At 36.7% G+C, this 21,678-nt stretch carries 20 protein-coding genes, 1 tRNA gene, 1 riboswitch and 1 other annotated feature; of the genes, 20 read left to right on the top strand and 1 reads right to left on the bottom strand.

Annotation, left to right across the window (positions count from 1 at the left end):
- Nucleotides 1–247: 247 nt before the first annotated feature.
- Both uvrC and ACEWK1_RS22820 read left to right on the top strand, forming a co-directional pair.
- Nucleotides 248–2,032: an excinuclease ABC subunit UvrC gene (uvrC, locus tag ACEWK1_RS22815; RefSeq protein WP_212136880.1), complete on the top strand. Its 1,785-nt coding sequence runs from the start codon at nucleotides 248–250 to the stop codon at nucleotides 2,030–2,032.
- Nucleotides 2,033–2,125: 93 nt separating this feature from the next.
- Nucleotides 2,126–2,306: riboswitch (Lysine riboswitch) on the top strand.
- A 138-nt stretch (nucleotides 2,307–2,444) separates the two neighbouring features.
- Nucleotides 2,445–3,674, top strand: coding sequence for an aspartate kinase (locus ACEWK1_RS22820; protein WP_212136878.1), 1,230 nt, complete (start codon nucleotides 2,445–2,447; stop codon nucleotides 3,672–3,674).
- A 44-nt stretch (nucleotides 3,675–3,718) separates the two neighbouring features.
- Here the strand turns inward: ACEWK1_RS22820 and ACEWK1_RS22825 are convergent, their stop codons facing one another.
- Complete coding sequence (locus ACEWK1_RS22825; protein ID WP_098795934.1) at nucleotides 3,719–4,150, bottom strand: YslB family protein; 432 nt, start codon at nucleotides 4,148–4,150, stop codon at nucleotides 3,719–3,721.
- Nucleotides 4,151–4,628: 478 nt separating this feature from the next.
- Here ACEWK1_RS22825 and ACEWK1_RS22830 point away from each other — a divergent pair, with 478 nt between their 5' ends.
- From ACEWK1_RS22830 to leuB, 18 genes are all read left to right on the top strand, one after another.
- Nucleotides 4,629–5,237: a succinate dehydrogenase cytochrome b558 subunit gene (locus tag ACEWK1_RS22830; protein ID WP_098795882.1), complete on the top strand. Its 609-nt coding sequence runs from the start codon at nucleotides 4,629–4,631 to the stop codon at nucleotides 5,235–5,237.
- Between the two features lie 32 nt (nucleotides 5,238–5,269).
- A complete protein-coding gene (gene sdhA, locus ACEWK1_RS22835; RefSeq protein WP_121663015.1) occupies nucleotides 5,270–7,033 on the top strand; it encodes a succinate dehydrogenase flavoprotein subunit in 1,764 nt (587 codons plus the stop codon).
- Entirely contained in the window at nucleotides 7,033–7,794 is a 762-nt protein-coding gene (gene sdhB / locus ACEWK1_RS22840) for a succinate dehydrogenase iron-sulfur subunit (protein WP_098795884.1), read from the top strand. The genes sdhA and sdhB overlap by 1 nt, the downstream gene beginning before the upstream one ends.
- A 68-nt stretch (nucleotides 7,795–7,862) precedes the next feature.
- The gene (locus ACEWK1_RS22845; protein ID WP_121663014.1) at nucleotides 7,863–8,330 is read left to right on the top strand and encodes an acyl-CoA thioesterase; all 468 of its coding nucleotides are present in this window, start codon (nucleotides 7,863–7,865) and stop codon (nucleotides 8,328–8,330) included.
- A gap of 135 nt (nucleotides 8,331–8,465) precedes the next feature.
- Nucleotides 8,466–8,690 (top strand): spore germination transcription factor GerE, encoded by a 225-nt coding sequence (gene gerE / locus ACEWK1_RS22850; protein WP_003184172.1) that lies wholly within the window; start codon nucleotides 8,466–8,468, stop codon nucleotides 8,688–8,690.
- 180 nt (nucleotides 8,691–8,870) lie between these two features.
- On the top strand, nucleotides 8,871–9,311 hold the full coding sequence (locus ACEWK1_RS22855; protein ID WP_232273900.1) for a MarR family winged helix-turn-helix transcriptional regulator: 441 nt from the start codon (nucleotides 8,871–8,873) through the stop codon (nucleotides 9,309–9,311).
- A 15-nt stretch (nucleotides 9,312–9,326) separates the two neighbouring features.
- Nucleotides 9,327–10,154 (top strand): glutamate racemase, encoded by an 828-nt coding sequence (gene racE / locus ACEWK1_RS22860; RefSeq protein ID WP_212136876.1) that lies wholly within the window; start codon nucleotides 9,327–9,329, stop codon nucleotides 10,152–10,154.
- 140 nt (nucleotides 10,155–10,294) lie between these two features.
- Nucleotides 10,295–11,368: a GerMN domain-containing protein gene (locus tag ACEWK1_RS22865; RefSeq protein WP_121663012.1), complete on the top strand. Its 1,074-nt coding sequence runs from the start codon at nucleotides 10,295–10,297 to the stop codon at nucleotides 11,366–11,368.
- Nucleotides 11,369–11,718: 350 nt separating this feature from the next.
- Nucleotides 11,719–12,486, top strand: a complete 768-nt coding sequence (rph, locus tag ACEWK1_RS22870; protein WP_212136873.1) for a ribonuclease PH — start codon at nucleotides 11,719–11,721, stop codon at nucleotides 12,484–12,486.
- Nucleotides 12,483–13,070 carry an XTP/dITP diphosphatase gene (locus tag ACEWK1_RS22875; RefSeq protein WP_212136871.1) on the top strand — a complete coding sequence of 196 codons (588 nt, stop codon included), beginning with the start codon at nucleotides 12,483–12,485 and terminating at the stop codon, nucleotides 13,068–13,070. The genes rph and ACEWK1_RS22875 overlap by 4 nt, the downstream gene beginning before the upstream one ends.
- 24 nt (nucleotides 13,071–13,094) lie before the next feature.
- Nucleotides 13,095–13,607, top strand: a complete 513-nt coding sequence (locus ACEWK1_RS22880; protein WP_212136869.1) for a metallophosphoesterase family protein — start codon at nucleotides 13,095–13,097, stop codon at nucleotides 13,605–13,607.
- 272 nt (nucleotides 13,608–13,879) lie between these two features.
- Nucleotides 13,880–13,956, top strand: a tRNA-Arg gene (locus ACEWK1_RS22885).
- A gap of 501 nt (nucleotides 13,957–14,457) precedes the next feature.
- A complete protein-coding gene (ilvE, locus tag ACEWK1_RS22890) occupies nucleotides 14,458–15,363 on the top strand; it encodes a branched-chain-amino-acid transaminase (RefSeq protein ID WP_121663008.1) in 906 nt (301 codons plus the stop codon).
- Between the two features lie 13 nt (nucleotides 15,364–15,376).
- Nucleotides 15,377–15,626 (top strand) — a binding site (T-box leader).
- A 113-nt stretch (nucleotides 15,627–15,739) separates the two neighbouring features.
- The gene (gene ilvB, locus ACEWK1_RS22895) at nucleotides 15,740–17,461 is read left to right on the top strand and encodes an acetolactate synthase large subunit (RefSeq protein WP_098795892.1); all 1,722 of its coding nucleotides are present in this window, start codon (nucleotides 15,740–15,742) and stop codon (nucleotides 17,459–17,461) included.
- Nucleotides 17,458–17,973, top strand: coding sequence for an acetolactate synthase small subunit (gene ilvN / locus ACEWK1_RS22900; protein WP_098795893.1), 516 nt, complete (start codon nucleotides 17,458–17,460; stop codon nucleotides 17,971–17,973). The genes ilvB and ilvN overlap by 4 nt, the downstream gene beginning before the upstream one ends.
- Nucleotides 17,974–18,071: 98 nt before the next feature.
- Nucleotides 18,072–19,103, top strand: a complete 1,032-nt coding sequence (gene ilvC, locus ACEWK1_RS22905; RefSeq protein ID WP_121663007.1) for a ketol-acid reductoisomerase — start codon at nucleotides 18,072–18,074, stop codon at nucleotides 19,101–19,103.
- On the top strand, nucleotides 19,090–20,634 hold the full coding sequence (locus ACEWK1_RS22910; protein WP_212136867.1) for a 2-isopropylmalate synthase: 1,545 nt from the start codon (nucleotides 19,090–19,092) through the stop codon (nucleotides 20,632–20,634). The genes ilvC and ACEWK1_RS22910 overlap by 14 nt, the downstream gene beginning before the upstream one ends.
- A 25-nt stretch (nucleotides 20,635–20,659) precedes the next feature.
- On the top strand, nucleotides 20,660–21,678 hold a 1,019-nt coding region (gene leuB / locus ACEWK1_RS22915; protein ID WP_416636694.1), incomplete at its 3' end, for a 3-isopropylmalate dehydrogenase.

Raw genomic sequence — 21,678 nt, forward strand, 5'->3', positions numbered from 1 at the left:
TTGATTTTTATCATGCTGTTTATAAAAAGGATTGACCTTGTGTCAATCCTTTTTACAATGAATGCAAGATAGGAAAGAATTTCATAGAATACGACAAATTAACAAAGGACGAAAGAAAGTGTACATGATAAAATGGTCTATAGCTATTATGAAATAGGCAGTAATTCGCCTTTTTAATTCAGAATTAAAGTGGGGAATTACTGCCTATCTTATTGTCAATTACTATTATAAAAAAGGAGTGTCTGCTATGAAAGAACATATTAAGGAAAAGCTTGCACTTCTTCCTGATCAACCGGGTTGTTATATCATGAAGGATCGACAGGGAACTGTCATTTATGTAGGGAAAGCAAAAGTACTGAAAAATCGCGTTCGCTCTTACTTTACAGGTTCACATGATGGAAAAACATTACGTTTAGTTAATGAAATTGTTGACTTTGAATATATTATTACCTCTTCTAATCTAGAAGCATTAATATTGGAATTAAATCTGATTAAAAAATATGATCCCAAGTATAATGTAATGTTAAAGGATGATAAAACATATCCTTTTATTAAAATTACAAATGAACGGCACCCTAGACTCCTTGTAACAAGACAAGTTAAAAAGGATAAAGGAAAGTACTTTGGGCCATATCCGAACGTTCAATCTGCGCGTGAAACGATAAAATTACTAGATCGTTTATACCCGCTAAGAAAATGCTCGACATTGCCTGATCGTGTTTGTCTTTATTACCATATGGGTCAATGCTTAGCACCGTGCGTAAAAGATGTGTCTGAAGAAACAAATCGACAAATGGTAGAGGAAATTACGAGGTTTCTAAATGGTGGATACAAAAATATTAAGAATGAATTATCGGAAAAAATGAGTAAGGCTTCAGAAGAGCTTGAATTTGAGCGGGCAAAAGAGCTTAGAGATCAAATTCTTCATATAGAAGCAACGATGGAAAAACAAAAGATGACGTTAAATGATTTTGTTGATCGTGATGTGTTTGGATATGCATTTGATAAGGGTTGGATGTGTGTACAAGTCTTTTTTATCCGACAAGGAAAATTAATTGAACGTGATGTGTCAATGTTTCCAATCTATGATAGTCCTGAACAGGAGTTTCTTACGTTTTTAGGTCAATTTTATTCTAAAACAAGTCACTTTATCCCAAAGGAAATCCTGCTTCCGGATAGTATCGAATTTGAATTAGTTGAAAAGTTGTTAGACGTAACAACACTTCAGCCTAAGCGTGGTAAAAAGAAGGACCTTATATTATTAGCTCACAAAAATGCAAAGATTGCTCTTCAAGAGAAATTTTCTTTAATTGAAAGAGATGAAGAAAGAACAATTAAGGCTGTTGAAAATTTAGGTGATAAATTAGGGATCCATACTCCCCATCGAATTGAAGCATTTGATAATTCAAACATACAAGGAACTGACCCTGTATCAGCAATGGTTGTGTTTGAGGATGGAAAGCCGGCAAAAAAATATTATCGTAAGTATAAAATTAAAGGCGTCAAAGGTCCTGATGATTATGAGTCTATGAGGGAAGTTGTCAGAAGACGCTATACAAGAGTTTTAAAAGAACAATTAGCATTACCTGACCTGATTATTATTGATGGTGGAAAAGGGCATTTGGCAGCTGCTCAAGATGTGCTAGAGAATGAGTTAGGGTTATCTATTCCTGTAGCCGGATTGGTGAAAGATGATAAACACCGAACTTCTGAGCTCATAATAGGTTCACCACCTGAATTTATAAAGCTAGAAAGAAACAGCCAGGAATTTTACCTGCTTCAAAGAATTCAGGATGAAGTCCACCGTTTTGCGATCACCTTTCATCGTCAACTTAGAGGAAAGAATGCCTTTCAATCTATTTTGGATGATATTCCAGGTGTTGGAGAACAAAGAAAAAAGATGCTCTTAAAACATTTTGGATCTGTTAAAAAAATGAAGGAAGCAAGTCTCGAAGATTTTAAAGAAGCTGGTATGCCGGAAAATATAGCAAAGCAAATAACGGATTATTTAAAAGAGGAAAATGGAAACTGATAGTCCATTATGTTTCCTTAACAAATAATCTCTTGCGCTTTTCTATAATGTTTGATAAGATTTTATTAATTTGATATTGATCGTTAGTTTGTAAATGATGGTAGAGGTGCGGTCATTAATAGTAACTAGTTTGAGGAAAGTGGATTCCAATGACAACTAGTGAAAGGAATGATTGCCGAAGTGATAAAAGCTCCATTACTTTTATCGCTGGTTTTACATTTAAGAGATGTAAAATTGTCAAGAAACACTATGTTCTTGGAGAGCTATCTCATTGTATAAGCGAATATAATTTTCGTTTAGTTAGCAATGGGATTTTATGTGCCCATTGCTTTTTTGTTGTTCTGCAATGTGATTTCTTATCTACTAACAAATGATCGATCATTGAAAAACAAATATGGAAGGTGAGATATCATTGGGTATTATTGTTCAAAAATTCGGCGGAACGTCAGTGGGTTCAGTAGAAAGAATTCAAAATGTTGCGAATCGTGTTATACAAGAAAAAGATGCAGGTAACGATGTGGTTGTTGTTGTTTCTGCAATGGGAAAATCGACTGATCAGCTTGTTGATTTAGCAGGGCAACTCACTTCTAAGCCGAGCAAGCGTGAAATGGATATGCTTCTTACAACTGGTGAGCAAATAACCATTTCCCTTCTATCAATGGCCCTAATAGAAAAAGGGTATGATGCCATTTCATTTACTGGCTGGCAGGCAGGGATTGAAACGGAGTCAACACATGGAAATGCAAGAATTACGAATATAAATCCTCAAAAAATTAATAAAGAGCTAGAGAAGGGAAAAGTTGTCGTTGTTGCCGGATTCCAAGGGGTAGCGGTAGAAGGTCAGATTACTACATTAGGTAGAGGTGGATCTGATACGACAGCAGTAGCCATAGCTGCAGCACTGAAAGCAGACAAGTGTGACATTTACACTGACGTTACTGGAGTCTTTACAACAGACCCTCGATTTGTAAAGGAAGCAAGAAAACTAGAATCGATATCATACGATGAAATGTTAGAATTAGCAAATTTAGGAGCTGGTGTTTTGCATCCAAGAGCAGTAGAGTTTGCGAAAAATTATAACATCCCATTAGAGGTTCGTTCTAGTATGGAAAATGAGCGGGGCACAATTATTGAGGAGGAAGCGGAAATGGAACAAAACTTAATTGTTAGAGGAATTGCATTTGAAGATCAAGTAACAAGAGTATCAGTGTTAGGGTTGCCTAATGAATTAACAACATTATCAACTATTTTTTCAACATTAGCGAAAAATGGGCTAAATGTGGACATTATTATTCAGAATACAACAACTGATAACAAAACTTCTATTTCTTTTTCAGTTAAAACAAGTGATCTTGAAGATACTATTCGTGTATTGGAGCAGTATAAAGAAGAGTTAGGTTATGAACGCGTTGAATCTGAATCCGGATTGGCAAAAGTCTCTATTGTAGGTTCAGGAATGGTTTCAAACCCTGGTGTAGCTGCAGAGATGTTTGATGTATTAGCAAAACAAGGTATAGAAGTGAAGATGGTTAGTACATCTGAAATTAAAGTTTCAACGGTTATTTCTCAAGCGCATATGGTATCTGCTGTTGATACGTTGCACAATGCGTTTGAGCTCTCAAAACCTGCTGCAACCGTGTAATTCAGAATAAAGAGGGGAGATTGCCCCTCTTATTCTATTATTAATCATCTTTGGCTTCTTTTACCTAACGGTGCATCATCAAGAATGTCTTTGCTATCCCACTTTACAGTAAACACAACTTTGTTTGCGCGCTTCTTTAGTTGCTCATATGTCTCAGTTATATGCTTGTTCATCATCTGAAGTTGTTCAGCTATAAATCCTGCTTCTAACTGAAACGTATATTCATTACTTTTAGAAAAACGAATGGAAATTAGTTCTCCACTCAGCTCAAATTCCATTTCATTTTTTTTATTATGTAGCAAAGTAAGCTGTCCCCATCCTGCTGCTTGAAAAAAATCAGAGAGTTCTTCAATAGAGGATACAGGATATTTTCGTGCTAACCCTTTACCTGCCCAATAGAGCATTTGCTGGTAGTCTTGGCCGAGAATATCAGGGATTAAAACTTCCCTGAGTAGTTCCAGTCCAAATGCAGGCATTTGGATATTTTCTAATTTGTCCTTATCAAGTCTTGCGGATTGTTTGTTCACGGTATTCCCCTCTTTCTATTTCATATTATATATCAACATCCAAGGTGAAAAACATGAAATATTAAGGAAAATTATGAACGACGTAAGTTAGAACTAGTAATGAGTCTGAAATTTCCAGAATAGGATGCTAAAGTAGGTTGTTTTAAAATAAGGTATACTGATAAAATAAAATTACATGTAATTAGTATTTGTCGAAAAATTATAATTTATGAACACGTTTTCTTGACGCTCTTTCTTTAAGGGAGTAAAATGTACTTGTTGCATTTACCTACTTTTAAACTAGCATGAAAGATTACTAGACTGCTAGTTTATATTCGTAAATTTTACTGACTGTAATGTAGACCACTATTACATTTGGTAAACTTTATTAGGAAACAAATTAGTTTTAAAAAAGTGAGCGCATTATTGATACTAGGGGGTAAGTTTTATGGCTGGAAACCGAGAGTTTATTAATCGTAGACTGCACTCATTACTTGGAGTAATTCCGGTAGGGATCTTTTTGATTCAGCATCTAATCGTCAACCATTTTGCCACAAGAGGTGCAGAAGCATTTAACAATGCAGCACACTTTATGGAAATGTTGCCATTTAGGTATGTGCTTGAGATTGTAATTATTTTCCTTCCACTTTTATACCATGCGATTTACGGAGTTTATATTGCATTTACAGCAAAAAACAATGTAAGTAACTATGGTTATCTTCGAAATTGGTTATTCATGCTACAGCGTGTAACAGGAATTATTACCTTTATTTTTATCGCTTGGCATGTATGGGAAACGAGAATTGCTGCTGCGCTTGGAGCAGAAGTAAACTATGACATGATGGCTTCTATCTTAAGTAGTCCTTTTATGCTTGTATTCTACTTAATTGGTGTTATTTCAACCGTGTTCCATTTTGCTAATGGTTTATGGTCATTTGGAGTTAGTTGGGGAATCACAGTTACTCCTCGCTCACAAGTAATCTCTACTTATGTCACGCTCGGTATCTTCTTAGCGTTATCATACGTGGGTGTTCGAGCAATCTTTGCATTCGTCTAATCCAGCAATAGCTATTAAAGGGAGTGGGCTTAATGAGTAAAAGTAAAATTATCGTTGTCGGAGGCGGTTTAGCTGGTTTAATGGCTACTATAAAAGCTGCTGAAGCCGGCGTTCAAGTAGATTTATTTTCATTAGTACCTGTTAAAAGATCGCACTCAGTGTGTGCACAGGGTGGGATTAACGGGGCTGTAAATACAAAAGGTGAAGGTGATTCACCTTGGGAGCATTTTGATGACACTGTTTATGGTGGGGATTTCTTAGCAAATCAACCACCTGTTAAAGCAATGGCTGAAGCAGCACCTGGAATTATACACTTATTAGACCGAATGGGTGTAATGTTCAACCGTACTCCAGAAGGATTACTAGATTTCAGACGTTTTGGTGGTACACAACACCACCGTACAGCTTTTGCTGGAGCAACGACTGGTCAACAGTTACTATATGCTTTAGATGAGCAAGTAAGACGTCATGAGGTAGCGGGTCTTGTAACAAAATATGAAGGATGGGAATTCTTAGGTGCGGTTATTGATGATGATCGAGTTTGTCGTGGGGTTACTGCACAAAACTTAACATCTATGCAAATTGAATCGTTCCGGGCAGATGCTGTGATTATGGCAACTGGTGGCCCAGGAATTATTTTCGGGAAATCAACTAACTCGGTTATCAATACTGGATCTGCAGCATCGATTGTTTATCAGCAAGGTGTTCATTATGCAAATGGAGAATTTATTCAAATTCACCCGACCGCAATTCCAGGAGATGATAAACTTCGCCTAATGAGTGAATCTGCTCGTGGGGAAGGTGGACGAGTTTGGACATATAAAGATGGGAAACCTTGGTACTTCCTTGAAGAAAAGTATCCAGCTTATGGAAACCTTGTACCTCGTGATATTGCAACACGTGAAATCTTTGATGTTTGCGTAGAGCAAAAGCTTGGAATCAATGGTGAAAACATGGTTTACCTTGATTTATCACACAAAGATCCAAAAGAACTTGATATTAAACTAGGTGGTATTATTGAAATCTATGAAAAATTCATGGGTGATGATCCACGTAAAGTTCCAATGAAAATCTTCCCTGCAGTTCATTATTCAATGGGTGGATTATGGGTTGATTATGACCAAATGACGAATATCCCAGGTTTATTTGCAGCAGGTGAGTGTGATTACTCTATGCACGGTGCAAACCGTCTTGGTGCAAACTCATTACTTTCTGCAATCTATGGTGGTATGGTAGCGGGTCCTAATGCTGTTAAGTACATTAATGGACTTGAGAAGAGTGCTGAAGATCTTTCTTCTAGTGTGTTTGAGAGTCATGTAAAACAGGAAGAAGATAAATGGAATAATATCATGAGCTTAGATGGTACTGAAAATGCTTATGTTCTTCATAAGGAATTAGGAGAATGGATGACAGATAACGTTACCGTTGTAAGACATAATGATAAGCTTCTAAAAACAGATGAGAAGATTCAGGAACTTATTGAACGTTTTGATAACATCAATATTAATGATACTGCTAAATGGAGTAACCAAGGTGCTGCGTTTACACGTCAGTTAAAGAATATGCTTCAGTTATCACGTGTTGTAACATTAGGTGCTTACAACCGTAATGAAAGTCGTGGAGCACATTATAAACCTGAATTCCCAGATCGAAATGACGAGGAATTCTTAAAAACAACGATGGCAACATATGCAGGTGACCGTACTGCCCCTAAATTCCACTATGAAGATGTGGATGTATCATTAATTAAACCACGTAAACGTGATTATTCTAAAAGCAAAAAGGGGGATAACTAATGAGTGAAAATAGAGTAGTTCAGTTTATTATTACCCGACAAGAATCACCAGAAGCAGCCCCTTATCAGGAAAAGTTCGAAATACCTTATCGCCCGAATATGAATGTTATATCGGCGTTAATGGAAATTCGACGTAATCCAGTAAATGTTGAGGGGAAACAAACAACGCCAATTAACTGGGATATGAACTGTTTAGAAGAAGTATGTGGTGCGTGTTCAATGGTGATCAATGGAAAGCCTCGACAATCTTGTACAGCTCTAGTTGATCAGCTTGAACAACCGATTAGACTTGAACCAATGCGTACGTTCCCGGTTGTTCGCGATTTACAGGTTGATCGTAAACGTATGTTTGACTCACTTAAAAAAGTTAAGGCTTGGATTCCGATTGATGGAACTTACGATTTAGGTCCTGGACCACGTATGCCAGAGAAAAAGCGTCAATGGGCTTATGAGCTATCAAAATGTATGACTTGTGGAGTATGCTTAGAAGCTTGCCCTAACGTGAATAGTAAATCAAACTTCATTGGTCCTGCTCCACTATCACAAGTTCGTTTATTCAATGCTCATCCTACTGGTGAAATGAATAAGTCTGAGCGTCTTGAAGCGATTATGGGAGACGGTGGATTAGCAAACTGTGGTAACTCACAAAACTGTGTGCAATCTTGTCCAAAGGGTATTCCTTTAACAACATCGATTGCAGCATTAAATCGTGATACAGCATTTCAATCATTCCGTAATTTCTTTGGTAGTGACCAAGGATAACAGTAAAAAGGGACTGACTTTCATGTCAGTTCCTTTTTTATTTATAGACAAATGAAAGGAAGAGAATGATGAAGAAAATACCGTATATAGAAAGCTTTGATTCAGCTTATAAAGAGAGCTTTAGCTTTTCACATCCAATAAAAATTCGATTTTCTGAAACAGATATGTTTGGACATATGAACAATACGGCTCCTTTTACATACTTTGAAGAAGGAAGGATAGAATTCTTCAAAAAAACTGGGATGATGCAGAAATGGTTACAAGCAAATGGCGAAAGTATTCCTGTTGTTGCAGATTTGCAATGTGATTTTTTACATCAAGCTTACTTTGATGACAAGATAAATCTTTTTGTCAAGATAAACCGTATAGGCACATCTTCGGTTGATTTGCATTACTTAGGAGTAAACGATCATAGGGAGAGTATTTTTGTAGGCCGAGGAACAATTGTACAGATCTCACAACGAACAGGAAAGAGTGTTCCATGGTCTGAAGAAGATAAAAAATGTTTAACAGCATATGAAACAATAAAGAATTAATAAAATGGACGCAGTTAAACATCTTTTCCGTTCTGAATCTGTCACAGTCCCCCTCGGTTACACATAGTATATGTTGACTAAATATATACCCATCCGTTAGATCAGCTCTCACCTTAGCAAGGAGGGTTACAATACTTGAAAGAGAAAGAGTTTCAATCAAAGCCACTACTCACGAAAAGAGAGAGAGAAGTATTCGAATTGTTAGTTCAAGATAAAACGACGAAAGAGATTGCTAGTGAGCTCTTTATAAGTGAAAAAACGGTTCGAAATCATATCTCAAATGCGATGCAAAAGCTTGGTGTTAAGGGACGCTCTCAAGCGGTTGTTGAGCTCCTTCGAATGGGTGAACTCGAGCTCTAACCAATACCGGCTATCCTTTTCATAAAGGGAGCCGGTTATTACTTTATACAGAATGATTTTAAATTTATATATAGAATTTGTTGAAAAATATGTAACTTGCAATTTATTAAAAAAACAGGGAAAATAACATTGATATAAAAAGATAACATTATAATGGTTTAGAGAGGGTTAAAGTTGAGCATAAATCAAGGAATTGATAAAACACAAACTGTATCTGATCTTGAAAAGGCACTTCGTCATATATCAGGAATTATTAAACAAAAAGGTCGAGAAATTTTAAATGACTATCATATAACACCACCTCAGTTTGTTGCCTTACAATGGTTATGGGAAAATGGTGACTTAACAATTGGAGAGCTTTCTAATAAAATGTTTTTAGCATGTAGTACGACAACCGATTTAGTGGATCGTATGGAAAAGAACCAATTGGTTATCAGAGTAAAAGATACTCATGACAGAAGAATTGTAAGAATACACTTATTAGCAGAGGGCGAGCGGATTATTGAGGAAGTTATTCAAAAAAGACAAAATTATTTAAGAGATATGCTGGTTAACTTTGAAGAAGAAGAATTAGTAATACTTGAAAAATCGTTAATAAAACTACAACAAGAAATGAGTTAAGAATGAGGCGATGATTTGAAAAGACCAATCGGTGTCATTGATTCTGGCGTAGGTGGGTTAACTGTCGCAAAAGAAATCATGAGACAATTACCAAAAGAAGAAATCATCTATTTAGGTGATACAGCACGTTGTCCATATGGACCAAGACCGGCTGAAGAAGTACGCAGGTTTACCTGGGAAATGACAAATTATCTGTTAGAAAACCACCATATAAAAATGCTGGTTATTGCTTGTAATACAGCAACAGCCATTGCTCTAGAGGAAATTCAAGAAAACGTGGATATTCCCGTAATAGGTGTTATTTTTCCAGGGGCAAGAACAGCTGTAAAAGTAACAAAAAATGATCATATCGGGGTTATCGGTACAATTAATACCATTCAAAGTGCTGCATATGAAACAGCATTAAAAACATTAAATAATCAGCTAATTGTTGAGAGTCTTGCTTGCCCTAAATTTGTTCCGTTAGTAGAAAGTGGAGAATTTGAAGGGGAAGAGGCTCAAAAGATTGTTAATGATTCTCTTTCAGCTTTTAAGGGTAGTAAAATCGATACGTTAATTTTAGGGTGTACACATTATCCCATTTTGCAATCGCAAATTGAAGAGTACATGGGACAAGCCGTGAAAATAATCTGTTCTGGAGATGAAACCGCCCGAGAGGTTAGTACAATATTATCATTCAATAAAACTCTCAATTTATTTTCAGGTAAAAAGAATCACCGTTTTTTAACAACAGGTCCAAAGCAGTTGTTCGAAAAAATTGCATCAAAATGGTTCGAGCAACCTGTTAAACATGTAGAATCAATTACATTAAATCAGATGAATCAGAAACATCGTACATTATAAAAACACAGTGATGCACTGTGTTTTTATTATATCTATTTATCTCTCAAAATCCTCATTCTGAAAAGTTTGTACAAAAAATGGTCTAAAATGAGAAATAGCTCGTATACATATTAGTACAAACTGCCTTTGGAGGGATTTTAATGTCTAAATACAACAAACAGATTGCAGTCACGGTTATTGCATCATCATTGCTACTTTCTGGTTGTGGTTTGTTCAATGCAGAAGAAGCTACTAAAGAAATTGATCCACCACAAGATGTGAATATTATGGAAGATGGTGCACAGGTAGAAACCGAAAATGGTGTGGAAGATGTAAAGAGTGATCAAGCAGAGGAATCAGTAACAAGTCAGCTCTACTTAATAGACAAAAGTGGATTTGTTGTTCCGTATGCTATGAATCTACCTAAAACTGACAGTGTTGCAAAACAATCATTAGAGTATTTAGTTGAAGGTGGTCCTGTCTCAAATATGCTACCGAATGGATTTAGAGCTGTACTTCCACAGGATACACAAGTATTGGGAGTAAATATAACAGAAGATGGTACTGCCATTGCTGATTTTTCGAAGGAATTTAATAATTATAAAAAAGAAGATGAAGCTAAAATTCTTCAATCCATTACGTGGACATTAACGCAATTTGATTCAGTTAAGAATGTGAAGATTTGGGTAAACGGTCATGAACAGAAAGAGATGCCTGTAAACGGTACTCCAATACAGGATGGTGTTAGCAGGGAAGATGGTATTAACCATGATTCAAGTGATGTAGTTGATATTACAGACAGTCATCCATTAACTGTTTATTATTTAGCAGAGTCAGATGGTAGTCAATATTATGTTCCTGTTACAAAGCGAATTAGCAATGAAGAAAAAGATCCAATTGTTGCAGCAGTAAATGAGCTTGCAGAAGGACCGTCTGCATCCACAGGTTTAATGAGTGATTTCCAAGAAGGTGTTGAACTTCTAAGTGCTCCTAAGTACGAAAATGGAAAAGTAACACTTGATTTCAATGAATCCATTTATGGAAGCCTTGATGAAGAACAAAAAATTATTTCTTCTCAAGTACTTGAAGCATTGGTTTTAACATTAACAGAGCAAGATGGTATTGAAAGTGTGGCTGTGACAGTTAATGGAAAATCAGAGCTAATCAATGAAAATGGAGAAAAGTTAACAGAGCCTGTAACAAGACCAACTAAAGTGAATACAGGTAGTTTTTAATATCAGGTTTTTGATATACTATATAATGGGTAAAGAGAGGTATGCTTACTTAAGCTACCTCTTATTTCTTGTTTACATAGCCTGTTTTTTTGAATACATCGTTGCTTTTGAATATAATTTTTTAAACTAAAGTGAAATGGAGCGGAAGACACTTGACTCCTGCGGGAGGTAGAGGAAAGGCCAAGACCCCGCAGGCAAAGCCGAGGAGGCTTGGCTTCCTCCCCGCGGAAAGCAAGTGTCTGGAGTGCAATGGAACGACGGTGTTGGCACGCTCGACTGAATTAAGACAACAAAGTATTAGAAAACAGACTTACAATTTTAATAAGCAGCTTTTCATTGGAGGGAAAAAATTGAGACATGACGGCCGAGAAAGAAATCAGATAAGAAAAGTAGAAATAGTTAAGGATTTTATCATTCACCCGGAAGGTTCTGTCTTAATAACTGTTGGTGACACAAAGGTAATTTGTAATGCGAGTATAGAAGATCGAGTACCACCCTTTATGAGGGGAGAAGGTAAAGGATGGATTACTGCAGAGTATTCAATGCTCCCTAGAGCAACAGAGCAGCGAACAATCAGAGAATCTTCTAAAGGAAAAATCACTGGACGAACAATGGAAATTCAACGCCTAATAGGAAGGGCGTTACGTGCTGTTGTTAATCTAAATGAGCTTGGAGAAAGAACAATCTGGGTTGACTGTGATGTTATTCAAGCAGATGGTGGTACACGAACTGCTTCCATTACTGGGGCATTTGTAGCAATGGTTATTGCTCTAGAAAAATTAATGAATAATGGCAAACTAAAAACATTACCGATTACAGATTTTCTAGCAGCTATATCTGTTGGAATAGATTCAGAGTATGGAGAAATTTTAGACTTGGACTACAAAGAGGATTCAAGTGCGTTAGTTGACATGAACGTTATTATGACATCAAGTGGTCATTTGGTTGAGGTACAAGGTACTGGAGAAGAAGCAACATTTACCAGACATGAATTAAATAGTATGCTTGATTTATCTGAGATAGGAATTAAAGCGCTTATTGAAGAGCAAAAAGCAGTACTCGGAGATGTTTCACTCATAGTTGAAGAAAATGTAAAGAAACAGGGTGCAGCAAATTGAAACAGATCATTATTGCCACAAAAAATAAAGGAAAAGTTAGAGAATTTGAAGCAATATTAGCCCCGCTAGGTTATCAAGTTCAGTCTCTTTTAGATTTTCCAAATTCAGTTGATGTTGAAGAAACGGGTAAAACCTTTGAAGAAAATGCAATTCTTAAGGCTGAGGCTGTATCAGAGCAATATAATATATTAACAATTGCAGATGATTCAGGATTAGCGGTCGATTATTTGAACGGAGAGCCAGGTGTTTATTCTGCGAGATATGCAGGTCCTGAAAAAGATGATAAAGCGAATATGATCAAGGTGCTTGAAAAATTAAAAAGTGTTCAAAGCGAGGAAGAACGCACAGCTAGGTTTATTTGTGCTTTAGCAGTGTCTATACCTGGACAGAAAACACAAACTGTTGTTGGGGAATGTGAAGGCTACATTGCGAAAGAGCCAAGTGGTGATGGCGGATTTGGCTATGACCCGATTTTTACGGTGAAAAATACTACAAAAACAATGGCGGAGTTGTCAAAAGAAGAAAAAAACCAAATCAGTCATCGTGCAGAAGCTTTAAAAAAGATTCAAGGACTTCTGAAATGAACAATAATCGAGGCGAATGAAAAAATGAAGGTACTTATTTTAAGTGATAGTCACGGATTGACTACGGAACTTTTAGAAATACAGAATAGACATAAAGATGAAGTAGATATGATGCTTCATTGTGGTGATTCTGAACTATCATCTAATAGCAAGGAATTAATTTCTTTTAAAGGTGTAAAAGGGAATTGTGATTTTGGGTCAGATCTTCCGAATGAAATCATTGAGGATCTTAGTGGCATTACTCTGTATATGACACACGGTCACCTGTATAATGTTAAAATGACACTTATGAGCTTAAAGTATAGGGCAATGGAGACTAGCGCAAAAATCGCATGCTATGGACATTCTCATATAGCAAACGCAGAAATGATTGATGATGTATTATTAATTAATCCTGGCAGCATAAGACTTCCTGTGATGCGAAAACAAAAAACGTATGCTATACTAGAGCTTGAAAATAACATAGCAAATGTAACGTTTTATGAAGTAAATGGCCAGGAATTTCCGGAACTCTCTAAGAGCTTTACACTTAAATAAATGTTTGAGGGAGGTTAACTCCCTCTATCTAAAAAAAGTTATTTTTTATGTTGACATTTGCTGTGTCGGGAAATATAATAATATATGTCGCTGATGATTAATCGGCTTTACAAAATAATGTCCCAGTAGCTCAGCAGGATAGAGCACGATTGATTATCCTCCAATGAATATGCTACAGCGTACCGATTGAGCCGCTCCTTGAATAAACTTTCTGAAATCGGGACGACATTACGACTTTAGAACAAGTAAACTTTATACTATTTTATATCTATGTCCCAGTAGCTCAGCAGGATAGAGCAACGGCCTTCTAAGCCGTCGGTCGGGAGTTCGAATCTCTCCTGGGACGCCATAACTAATACATACAACCTTTCATTAATTAGATAATGGAAGGTTTTTTAATGTTTTGTGACCCTATTTCTACTCATTAAAAAAAAGTTTGTAAGATTAGCTAACGTGTTTGTTTTCTTCAATTAGGATCCATTGTAATATTTGATTAGAAGTAAAACAGAGATACCCATTCAAAACACCCCCAAAAAAGCATGCAATTATTTCCTTTATTCCAACTCCACATTTGCGGATTTTAAAAAAAGTTTTAAATTTTTTTAAAATAGCCTTTCCACTTATACCAACAATGTAAGCGTATACAAATTATTTAAGTAATCTAAATTATCAAATAATTCAAGAAACACTGTTGACACTTGGATTTATTGAGCGTAATATAAGTTCAAATAAAAGTTACACGAACATTTGAAAAAGTATAGAAAATTCGAATTTATTTATCATTTTTCCTTTACAAACATAATGTTCAGTGATCTAATTTTTGGACTTTTTAAAAGAAAGGCGTGCTCTTATGGGTGACCAGTGGATCTTTCTTAATGATGATTTTGTAAAGAAAGAAGATGCAAAAATATCAGTTTATGATCACGGATTTTTATATGGTGATGGAGTTTTTGAAGGAATACGAGTTTACAGTGGAAATATCTTTCGAATGAAAGAACATATGGATCGATTATACCAATCAGCAAAGTCTATTATGCTCACAATTCCTTATTCTCAAGAGGAACTAACTGAATTAGTCGTTGAGACTGTTAGTAAGAACGGTTTGAGCGATGCGTACATTCGATTAGTAGTCTCAAGAGGAACTGGTGACTTAGGACTTGATCCTTATAACTGTAAACGGGCTAATACGGTCATTATTGTTGAGCCGCTATCTATCTTTCCTAAACACTTATATGAAACAGGAATTGATATTGTAACGGTTGCCACAAGAAGAAACAGACCTGATGTATTAAGTCCAAAAGTCAAATCTCTTAATTATTTAAACAATGTTTTGGTAAAGATTGAAGCACATCTGGCCAATGTTAGTGAGGCGTTGATGTTAAATGATCAGGGCTATGTAGCAGAAGGTTCAGCTGATAATGTCTTTATCTTAAAAAATGGGAAATTATTAACTCCCCCTGGATATATTGGAGCTCTTGAGGGCATAACAAGAAATGCCATCATTGATATAGCTAATGAATTAGGCTATGAAGTTCGAGAGGAACCATTTACACGACATGATGTTTATACTGCTGATGAAGTTTTCTTAACTGGCACGGCTGCAGAAGTCATTGCCGTCGTAAAGGTTGATGGACGTACGATTGGTGAAGGCGTCCCTGGTGAAGAAACAAAAAAACTTTTGGAAGCTTTTAGAAGGAAAGTAGTTGAAGAAGGCGTAAAAGTGGAAAATATCCCACAAAGTCTTCATGTTAGCTAAACAAATGCATATAGTAAAAACGGTGAAGAGGAAAAGTAGTTTTTGGTAAGGTATCTACAGAGAACCGGGGTAGCTGGAAGCCGGTGATATTCCCAAAAATGAACTCGCCTCTGAGTGTTAATCTGAAATTTAGTAGGGTTAACCGAGTCCCATTCTTCGGTACTCGTTATCAAAGTGAACAGAATGCTGTTCGTAAGGTGGTTGATTTTGACCATGAAGAAGGGTGGTACCGCGAAAAGTTTATTAACCTTTTTGCCCCTTTGGCACACAAAAGAATTGTGGAGTCTTATGAGGGGTGGGAAGGTTTTTTATATGCTGAATTTAGGGAATTTTCTTAAAAAAACATGGCTGAAGGCCAGATAAGGGAGGAAAGAACATGAGTACAAATGTACAGTTGAACAACTCAACTGCCAAATGTACAAACACAATGTCGGGGTCTCAAATGCTTATTGAAGCTTTAAAGCAGGAGAAAGTTGAAGTTATTTTTGGTTATCCTGGCGGGGCAGTTTTACCGATATATGATAGTCTATATGATTCGGGTTTATTCCATGTTTTAACTCGTCATGAACAAGGTGGAATACATGCAGCAGAAGGGTATGCGCGTGTTTCTGGTAAGCCTGGAGTTGTCATTGCGACATCTGGTCCTGGTGCTACGAACTTAGTAACTGGTTTAGCTGACGCTATGATTGACTCATTACCATTAGTTGTTTTTACGGGTCAAGTTGCATCATCAGTTATTGGATCAGATGCCTTCCAAGAAGCGGATATACTAGGAATCACAACACCGATTACAAAGCATAATTACCAAGTTCGTGAAGTAAGCGAACTTCCAAGAATTATTAAAGAAGCATTTCATATTGCAACAACAGGTAGACCAGGCCCGGTATTAATTGATATTCCTAAGGATATTGCAATTGTAGAAGGTGAATTTAGCTATGATATGCCTGTAGATCTACCAGGATACCAGCCTACAAGTGAACCTAATTATTTACAGATTCGCAAATTAGTAGAAGCAGTTAGTAGAGCAAAAAAACCGGTTATTTTAGCTGGTGCAGGTGTTCTGCATGCTAAAGGATCTGAAGAGTTAAAAAAATATGCTGAACAACAACAAATCCCAGTTGCTAATACGTTACTAGGATTAGGAGGTTTCCCTGCTGATCATCCATTGTTTTTAGGGATGGCAGGAATGCATGGCACTTACACTGCAAATATGGCGATTTATGACTGTGACTTATTAATCAGTGTAGGAGCAAGATTTGATGACCGTGTAACAGGAAATTTAGAGCATTTTGCAAAACATGCAACGGTAGCTCATATTGATATTGATCCTGCTGAAATTGGGAAAAATGTTCCTACTCAAATTCCAATTGTAGGAGATGCAAAGCTAGTTCTAGAACAATTAATTAAGCAGGATGGTAAACAAGGTGATAACAATGAGTGGAATGAACAACTATCTTCTAATAAAGAAGAATATCCACTTATGTATAAAGATAGTGACTCTGACCTTAAGCCACAGAAAATTTTAGAACTTATTCACAAGTGGACGAACGGAGAGGCTATTGTCACAACAGATGTTGGTCAGCATCAAATGTGGGCTGCGCAGTATTATAATTTTCAAAATCCTAACAAATGGGTAACATCTGGTGGTCTTGGAACAATGGGCTTTGGTTTACCTTCAGCGATTGGTGCACAACTTGCTGATCGAGAATCAACAGTTGTTGCTGTACTTGGTGACGGTGGATTCCAAATGACTCTTCAAGAATTATCAGTTATCCATGAGTTAAACTTACCAATTAAAGTTGTAATCTTAAATAATGGTGCTTTAGGAATGGTAAGACAGTGGCAAGAAATTTTCTATGAAGAAAGATATTCTCATTCGAAATTCGTTTCTCAGCCTGATTTTGTAAAGCTTTCAGAGGCATATGGAATGAACGGTGTACGAATTGTTCAGGAAGATGGATGGGAAGAAAAATTAAAAGAGGCCATCTTGTCTGATGAACCAGTATTACTTGATATTCATGTTGCAAAAGATGAGAATGTGTACCCAATGGTTGCGCCTGGGAAAGGCTTGCATGAAATGGTAGGTGTTAAGCTATGAAAAGAATCCTCTCATTAACAGTATTAAACCAAACAGGGGTTTTAAATAGAATTACTGGATTATTTACAAAAAGGCATTACAACATTGAAAGTATCACGGTTGGTCATGCTGAAACCGAAGGGGTTTCCCGTATGACAGTTGTTGTAAATGCTCAAGAAGAAAAAGAAGTAGAACAAATTACAAAGCAACTAAATAAACAGATCGATGTTTTGAAAGTTGTTGATATCACATCTCAATCAATTGTATCTAGGGAGCTTGCCTTAATAAAAGTCATGTCAACTCCAGCGACTAGAATGGAGCTTCAAGGGTTAATTCAGCCATTCAGAGCAACTGTTATTGATGTTAGCCGTGAAAGTGTGGTTGTTCAAGTAACGGGTGAGCCTGAGAAAATTGAAGTGTTGATTGATTTGTTAAAACCATATGGAATTAAAGAAATTGCTAGAACTGGAACTACAGCTTTTACTCGTGGTACACAACGTACGACAAAAGAAGTTCCAATCTCAATTGTTTAAATCGTTTGTAATCTTGCCTGCAAGGTGCAGGTTAAAAAGATTCATATATAGCAATAGATCAAATTTATTCAAAAAATCATTTGAAGGAGAGATTATACATGACAACAGTATATTATAACGGAGACATTAACGAGGCAGTATTACAAGGGAAAAAGGTAGCTATCATCGGATATGGTTCACAAGGTCATGCACATGCATTGAACTTAAAAGAAAGCGGAGTTGACGTAGTAGTAGGTGTTCGTCAAGGTGGTTCTTTCAATAAAGCAGTTGAAGATGGACATCACGTAGTATCAGTTGCTGAAGCAGCACAATTAGGTGACTTAGTAATGGTATTACTTCCAGATGAGCAACAAGCGAAAGTATATGAAGAAGAAATTAAGCCAGGTTTAGAAGCAGGAAATTCTTTAGTATTTGCACACGGTTTTAACGTACACTTCAGCCAAATCGTACCACCTGCTGATGTTGATGTATTCTTAGTTGCACCAAAAGGTCCTGGTCACTTAGTAAGAAGAACTTATGAAGAAGGTGCTGGTGTTCCTGCATTATTCGCAATCTATCAAGATGTTTCTGGTTCAGCTAAAGAAAAAGCATTAGCTTATGCTAAAGGTGTTGGATCTGCTCGTGCGGGTGTATTAGAAACTACATTCAAAGAAGAAACAGAAACTGACTTATTCGGTGAGCAAGCTGTTTTATGTGGAGGTTTAACTTCTCTAGTAAAAGCTGGTTTTGAAACATTAGTAGAAGCGGGATATCAACCAGAAGTTGCATACTTTGAGTGCTTACACGAGCTTAAATTAATCGTAGACTTAATGTATGAAGATGGAATGGCTGGTATGAGATATTCAATTTCTGATACTGCTCAATGGGGTGACTTCGTTTCAGGACCACGTGTAGTTGATGGTCGTTCGAAAGAAGCAATGAAAGAAGTTCTTAAAGACATCCAAACTGGTAAATTTGCAAAAGAATGGATCTTAGAAAACCAAGCAAATCGCCCACAATTCAATGCTATTAATAATAATGAAAATGAACATCAAATCGAAGTTGTTGGTAAAAAGCTACGTGCAATGATGCCGTTTGTAAAATCTAAACAAAAACAGAAAGAAGCGGTGAGTGTGAGTGCGAAAAATTAACCTATTTGATACAACGCTCCGTGATGGTGAACAATCTCCTGGTGTAAATCTTAATGTAAAAGAAAAACTAGAGATTGCTAAACAGCTAGAAAAACTCGGAATGGACGTTATTGAGGCAGGTTTTCCTGCTACATCAAAAGGTGATTTATTAGCAGTTCAAGAAATTGCAAAAACAGTGAAGAACAGTTCAGTAACTGGCCTTGCTCGATCTGTAAAAGGGGATATTGATGCAGCATGGGAAGCATTAAAATATGCTGAAGAACCTAGACTACATGTTTTCTTAGCTACTTCTCCAATTCATAGAGAATTTAAGCTCAAGAAAACAAAAGAGCAGGTGATTCAAACAGCTGTTGAATCTGTACAATATGCTGCACAATTTTTCCCGATTATTCAATGGTCTGCAGAGGACGCTTGCCGCACTGAATTGCCGTACCTGGCTGAGATCGTTGAAAAGGTGATTGAAGCTGGTGCACAGGTTATTAACATTCCAGATACGGTTGGTTATATTACTCCAAAAGAATACGGAGAAATTTTCACTTACCTTCGTGAAAACGTTAAGGGGATTGACAATGTCATTCTATCAGCACACTGCCATGATGATTTAGGCATGGCAGTTGCTAATTCCTTATCAGCTATAGAACATGGTGCTGGTCAGATTGAAGGAACAGTAAATGGAATTGGGGAAAGAGCAGGAAATGCAGCACTAGAAGAAGTTGCTGTTGCCCTTCATATAAGAAGTGATTACTATAAAGCAAAAACAGGTTTATATTTGAAGGAAACAAAGCGTACGAGTGATTTAATAAGTAGCTTAACTGGTATGGTTGTTCCTGGAAACAAAGCGGTAGTAGGGAGAAATGCATTTGCTCACGAATCCGGTATTCACCAGGATGGTGTTCTTAAAGAAAAAACAACTTATGAGATTATCTCACCAGAACTTGTAGGTGTTTCTACTAATTCAATGGTATTAGGGAAACATTCAGGTCGTCATGCATTTAAAAACAGACTACAGGAACTAGGCTTTGAGATCTCAGATGAAGAAGTAAGTAAATTATTTGTTGCTTTTAAAGAGTTAACTGAGAAGAAGAAAGAAATCACTGATGATGATTTAAAAGCACTGCTTATTGAAGAGAAAGTGGCTAACAAGGAAGCAGCCTTTGAACTTAAATCTTTACAGGTTCAATATGGAACAGCTCAAATTCCTACGGCAACCATTACACTTCTAAACCAGGATAATGAGTTAATTCAAGAAGCGGCTACTGGAGCTGGTAGTGTTGAAGCAATTTATAACACGTTAGAAAGATGTGTCGGCCAGTCTATTACCCTAATTGACTACCGCATTCAATCTAATAGTGGTGGAAGAGACGCGCTAGCTCAAGTATATGTAAAAATAAGAGTTGGAGAATCTGAAGCTAGTGGAAGAGGAATGGCACACGATGTTTTAGAAGCATCGGCGAAAGCTTATATCAATGCTGTTAATCGCATTTCTCTGCTAGCGGAAATTCCTCAATTAGAAGCAAGTCTACTAAATTAAAACCTTAAAGAGAAGGGGGATAGTCATGAAGAAAACAATTGCATTATTACCTGGTGATGGAATAGGTAAAGAAGTTGTTGATGTAACAGTAGAAATTTTAAAAGCAATTGCAGAACATTTTAACCATCAATTTCAATTCAACTATGGATTAATCGGTGGTGACGCTATTGATCAAAAAGGCACTCCATTGCCTGAAGAAACAATTGAAGCTTGTAAGAAATCTGACGCCATTATTTTAGGGGCTGTTGGAGGACCTAAATGGGATCAAAATCCTGTAGAATTAAGACCGGAGCGTGGGCTGTTAGCTCTACGTAAGGCACTTGATTTATATGCGAATTTACGCCCTATCACTACGTTTGATAGTCTATTAGATTCTTCCCCTTTAAAGAAGGAGTATGTTAGTGGAGTAGACTTCGTTATCGTACGAGAGCTAACAGGTGGATTGTATTTTGGTAAACCAAGTGAGCGTATTGTTCGTGATGGTGAAGACGCTGTTGTTGATACGTTATTTTATAAACGTTCTGAAATCGAAAGAATTCTCGTTTCTGCATTTGAGATTGCACAGAAGCGTCGTAAGCACGTAACTTCTGTTGATAAAGCGAATGTACTTGAATCAAGTAGAGTTTGGAGAGAAGTGGCTGAAGAGGTGTCTGCAAGATATCCGGATGTGACGCTTGAGCATATGCTTGTTGATAACGCAGCTATGCAGATTATCAGATCACCTAGACAATTTGATGTTATTGTAACAGAAAATATGTTTGGTGATATTTTAAGTGATGAAGCATCAATGATCACAGGGTCACTTGGAATGTTATCTTCAGCAAGTTTATCATCATCAGGTTTACATTTATATGAACCTGTTCATGGTTCAGCACCTGACATTGCTGGCAAAGGCTTAGCAAATCCTGTCGCAACCATTCTTTCTGCTGCAATGCTGCTGCGTCAATCATTTGGATTAGAGGAAGAAGCAAAAGCAATCGAAAAGGCTGTTGATAATGTTTTAAATTCAGGTACTCGTACAGCAGATCTTGCAAATGGTGAAAA

The organism is Metabacillus sp. YM-086, from assembly GCF_048059995.1.
GTDB classification, from domain to species: Bacteria; Bacillota; Bacilli; order Bacillales; family Bacillaceae; genus Metabacillus; species Metabacillus litoralis_B.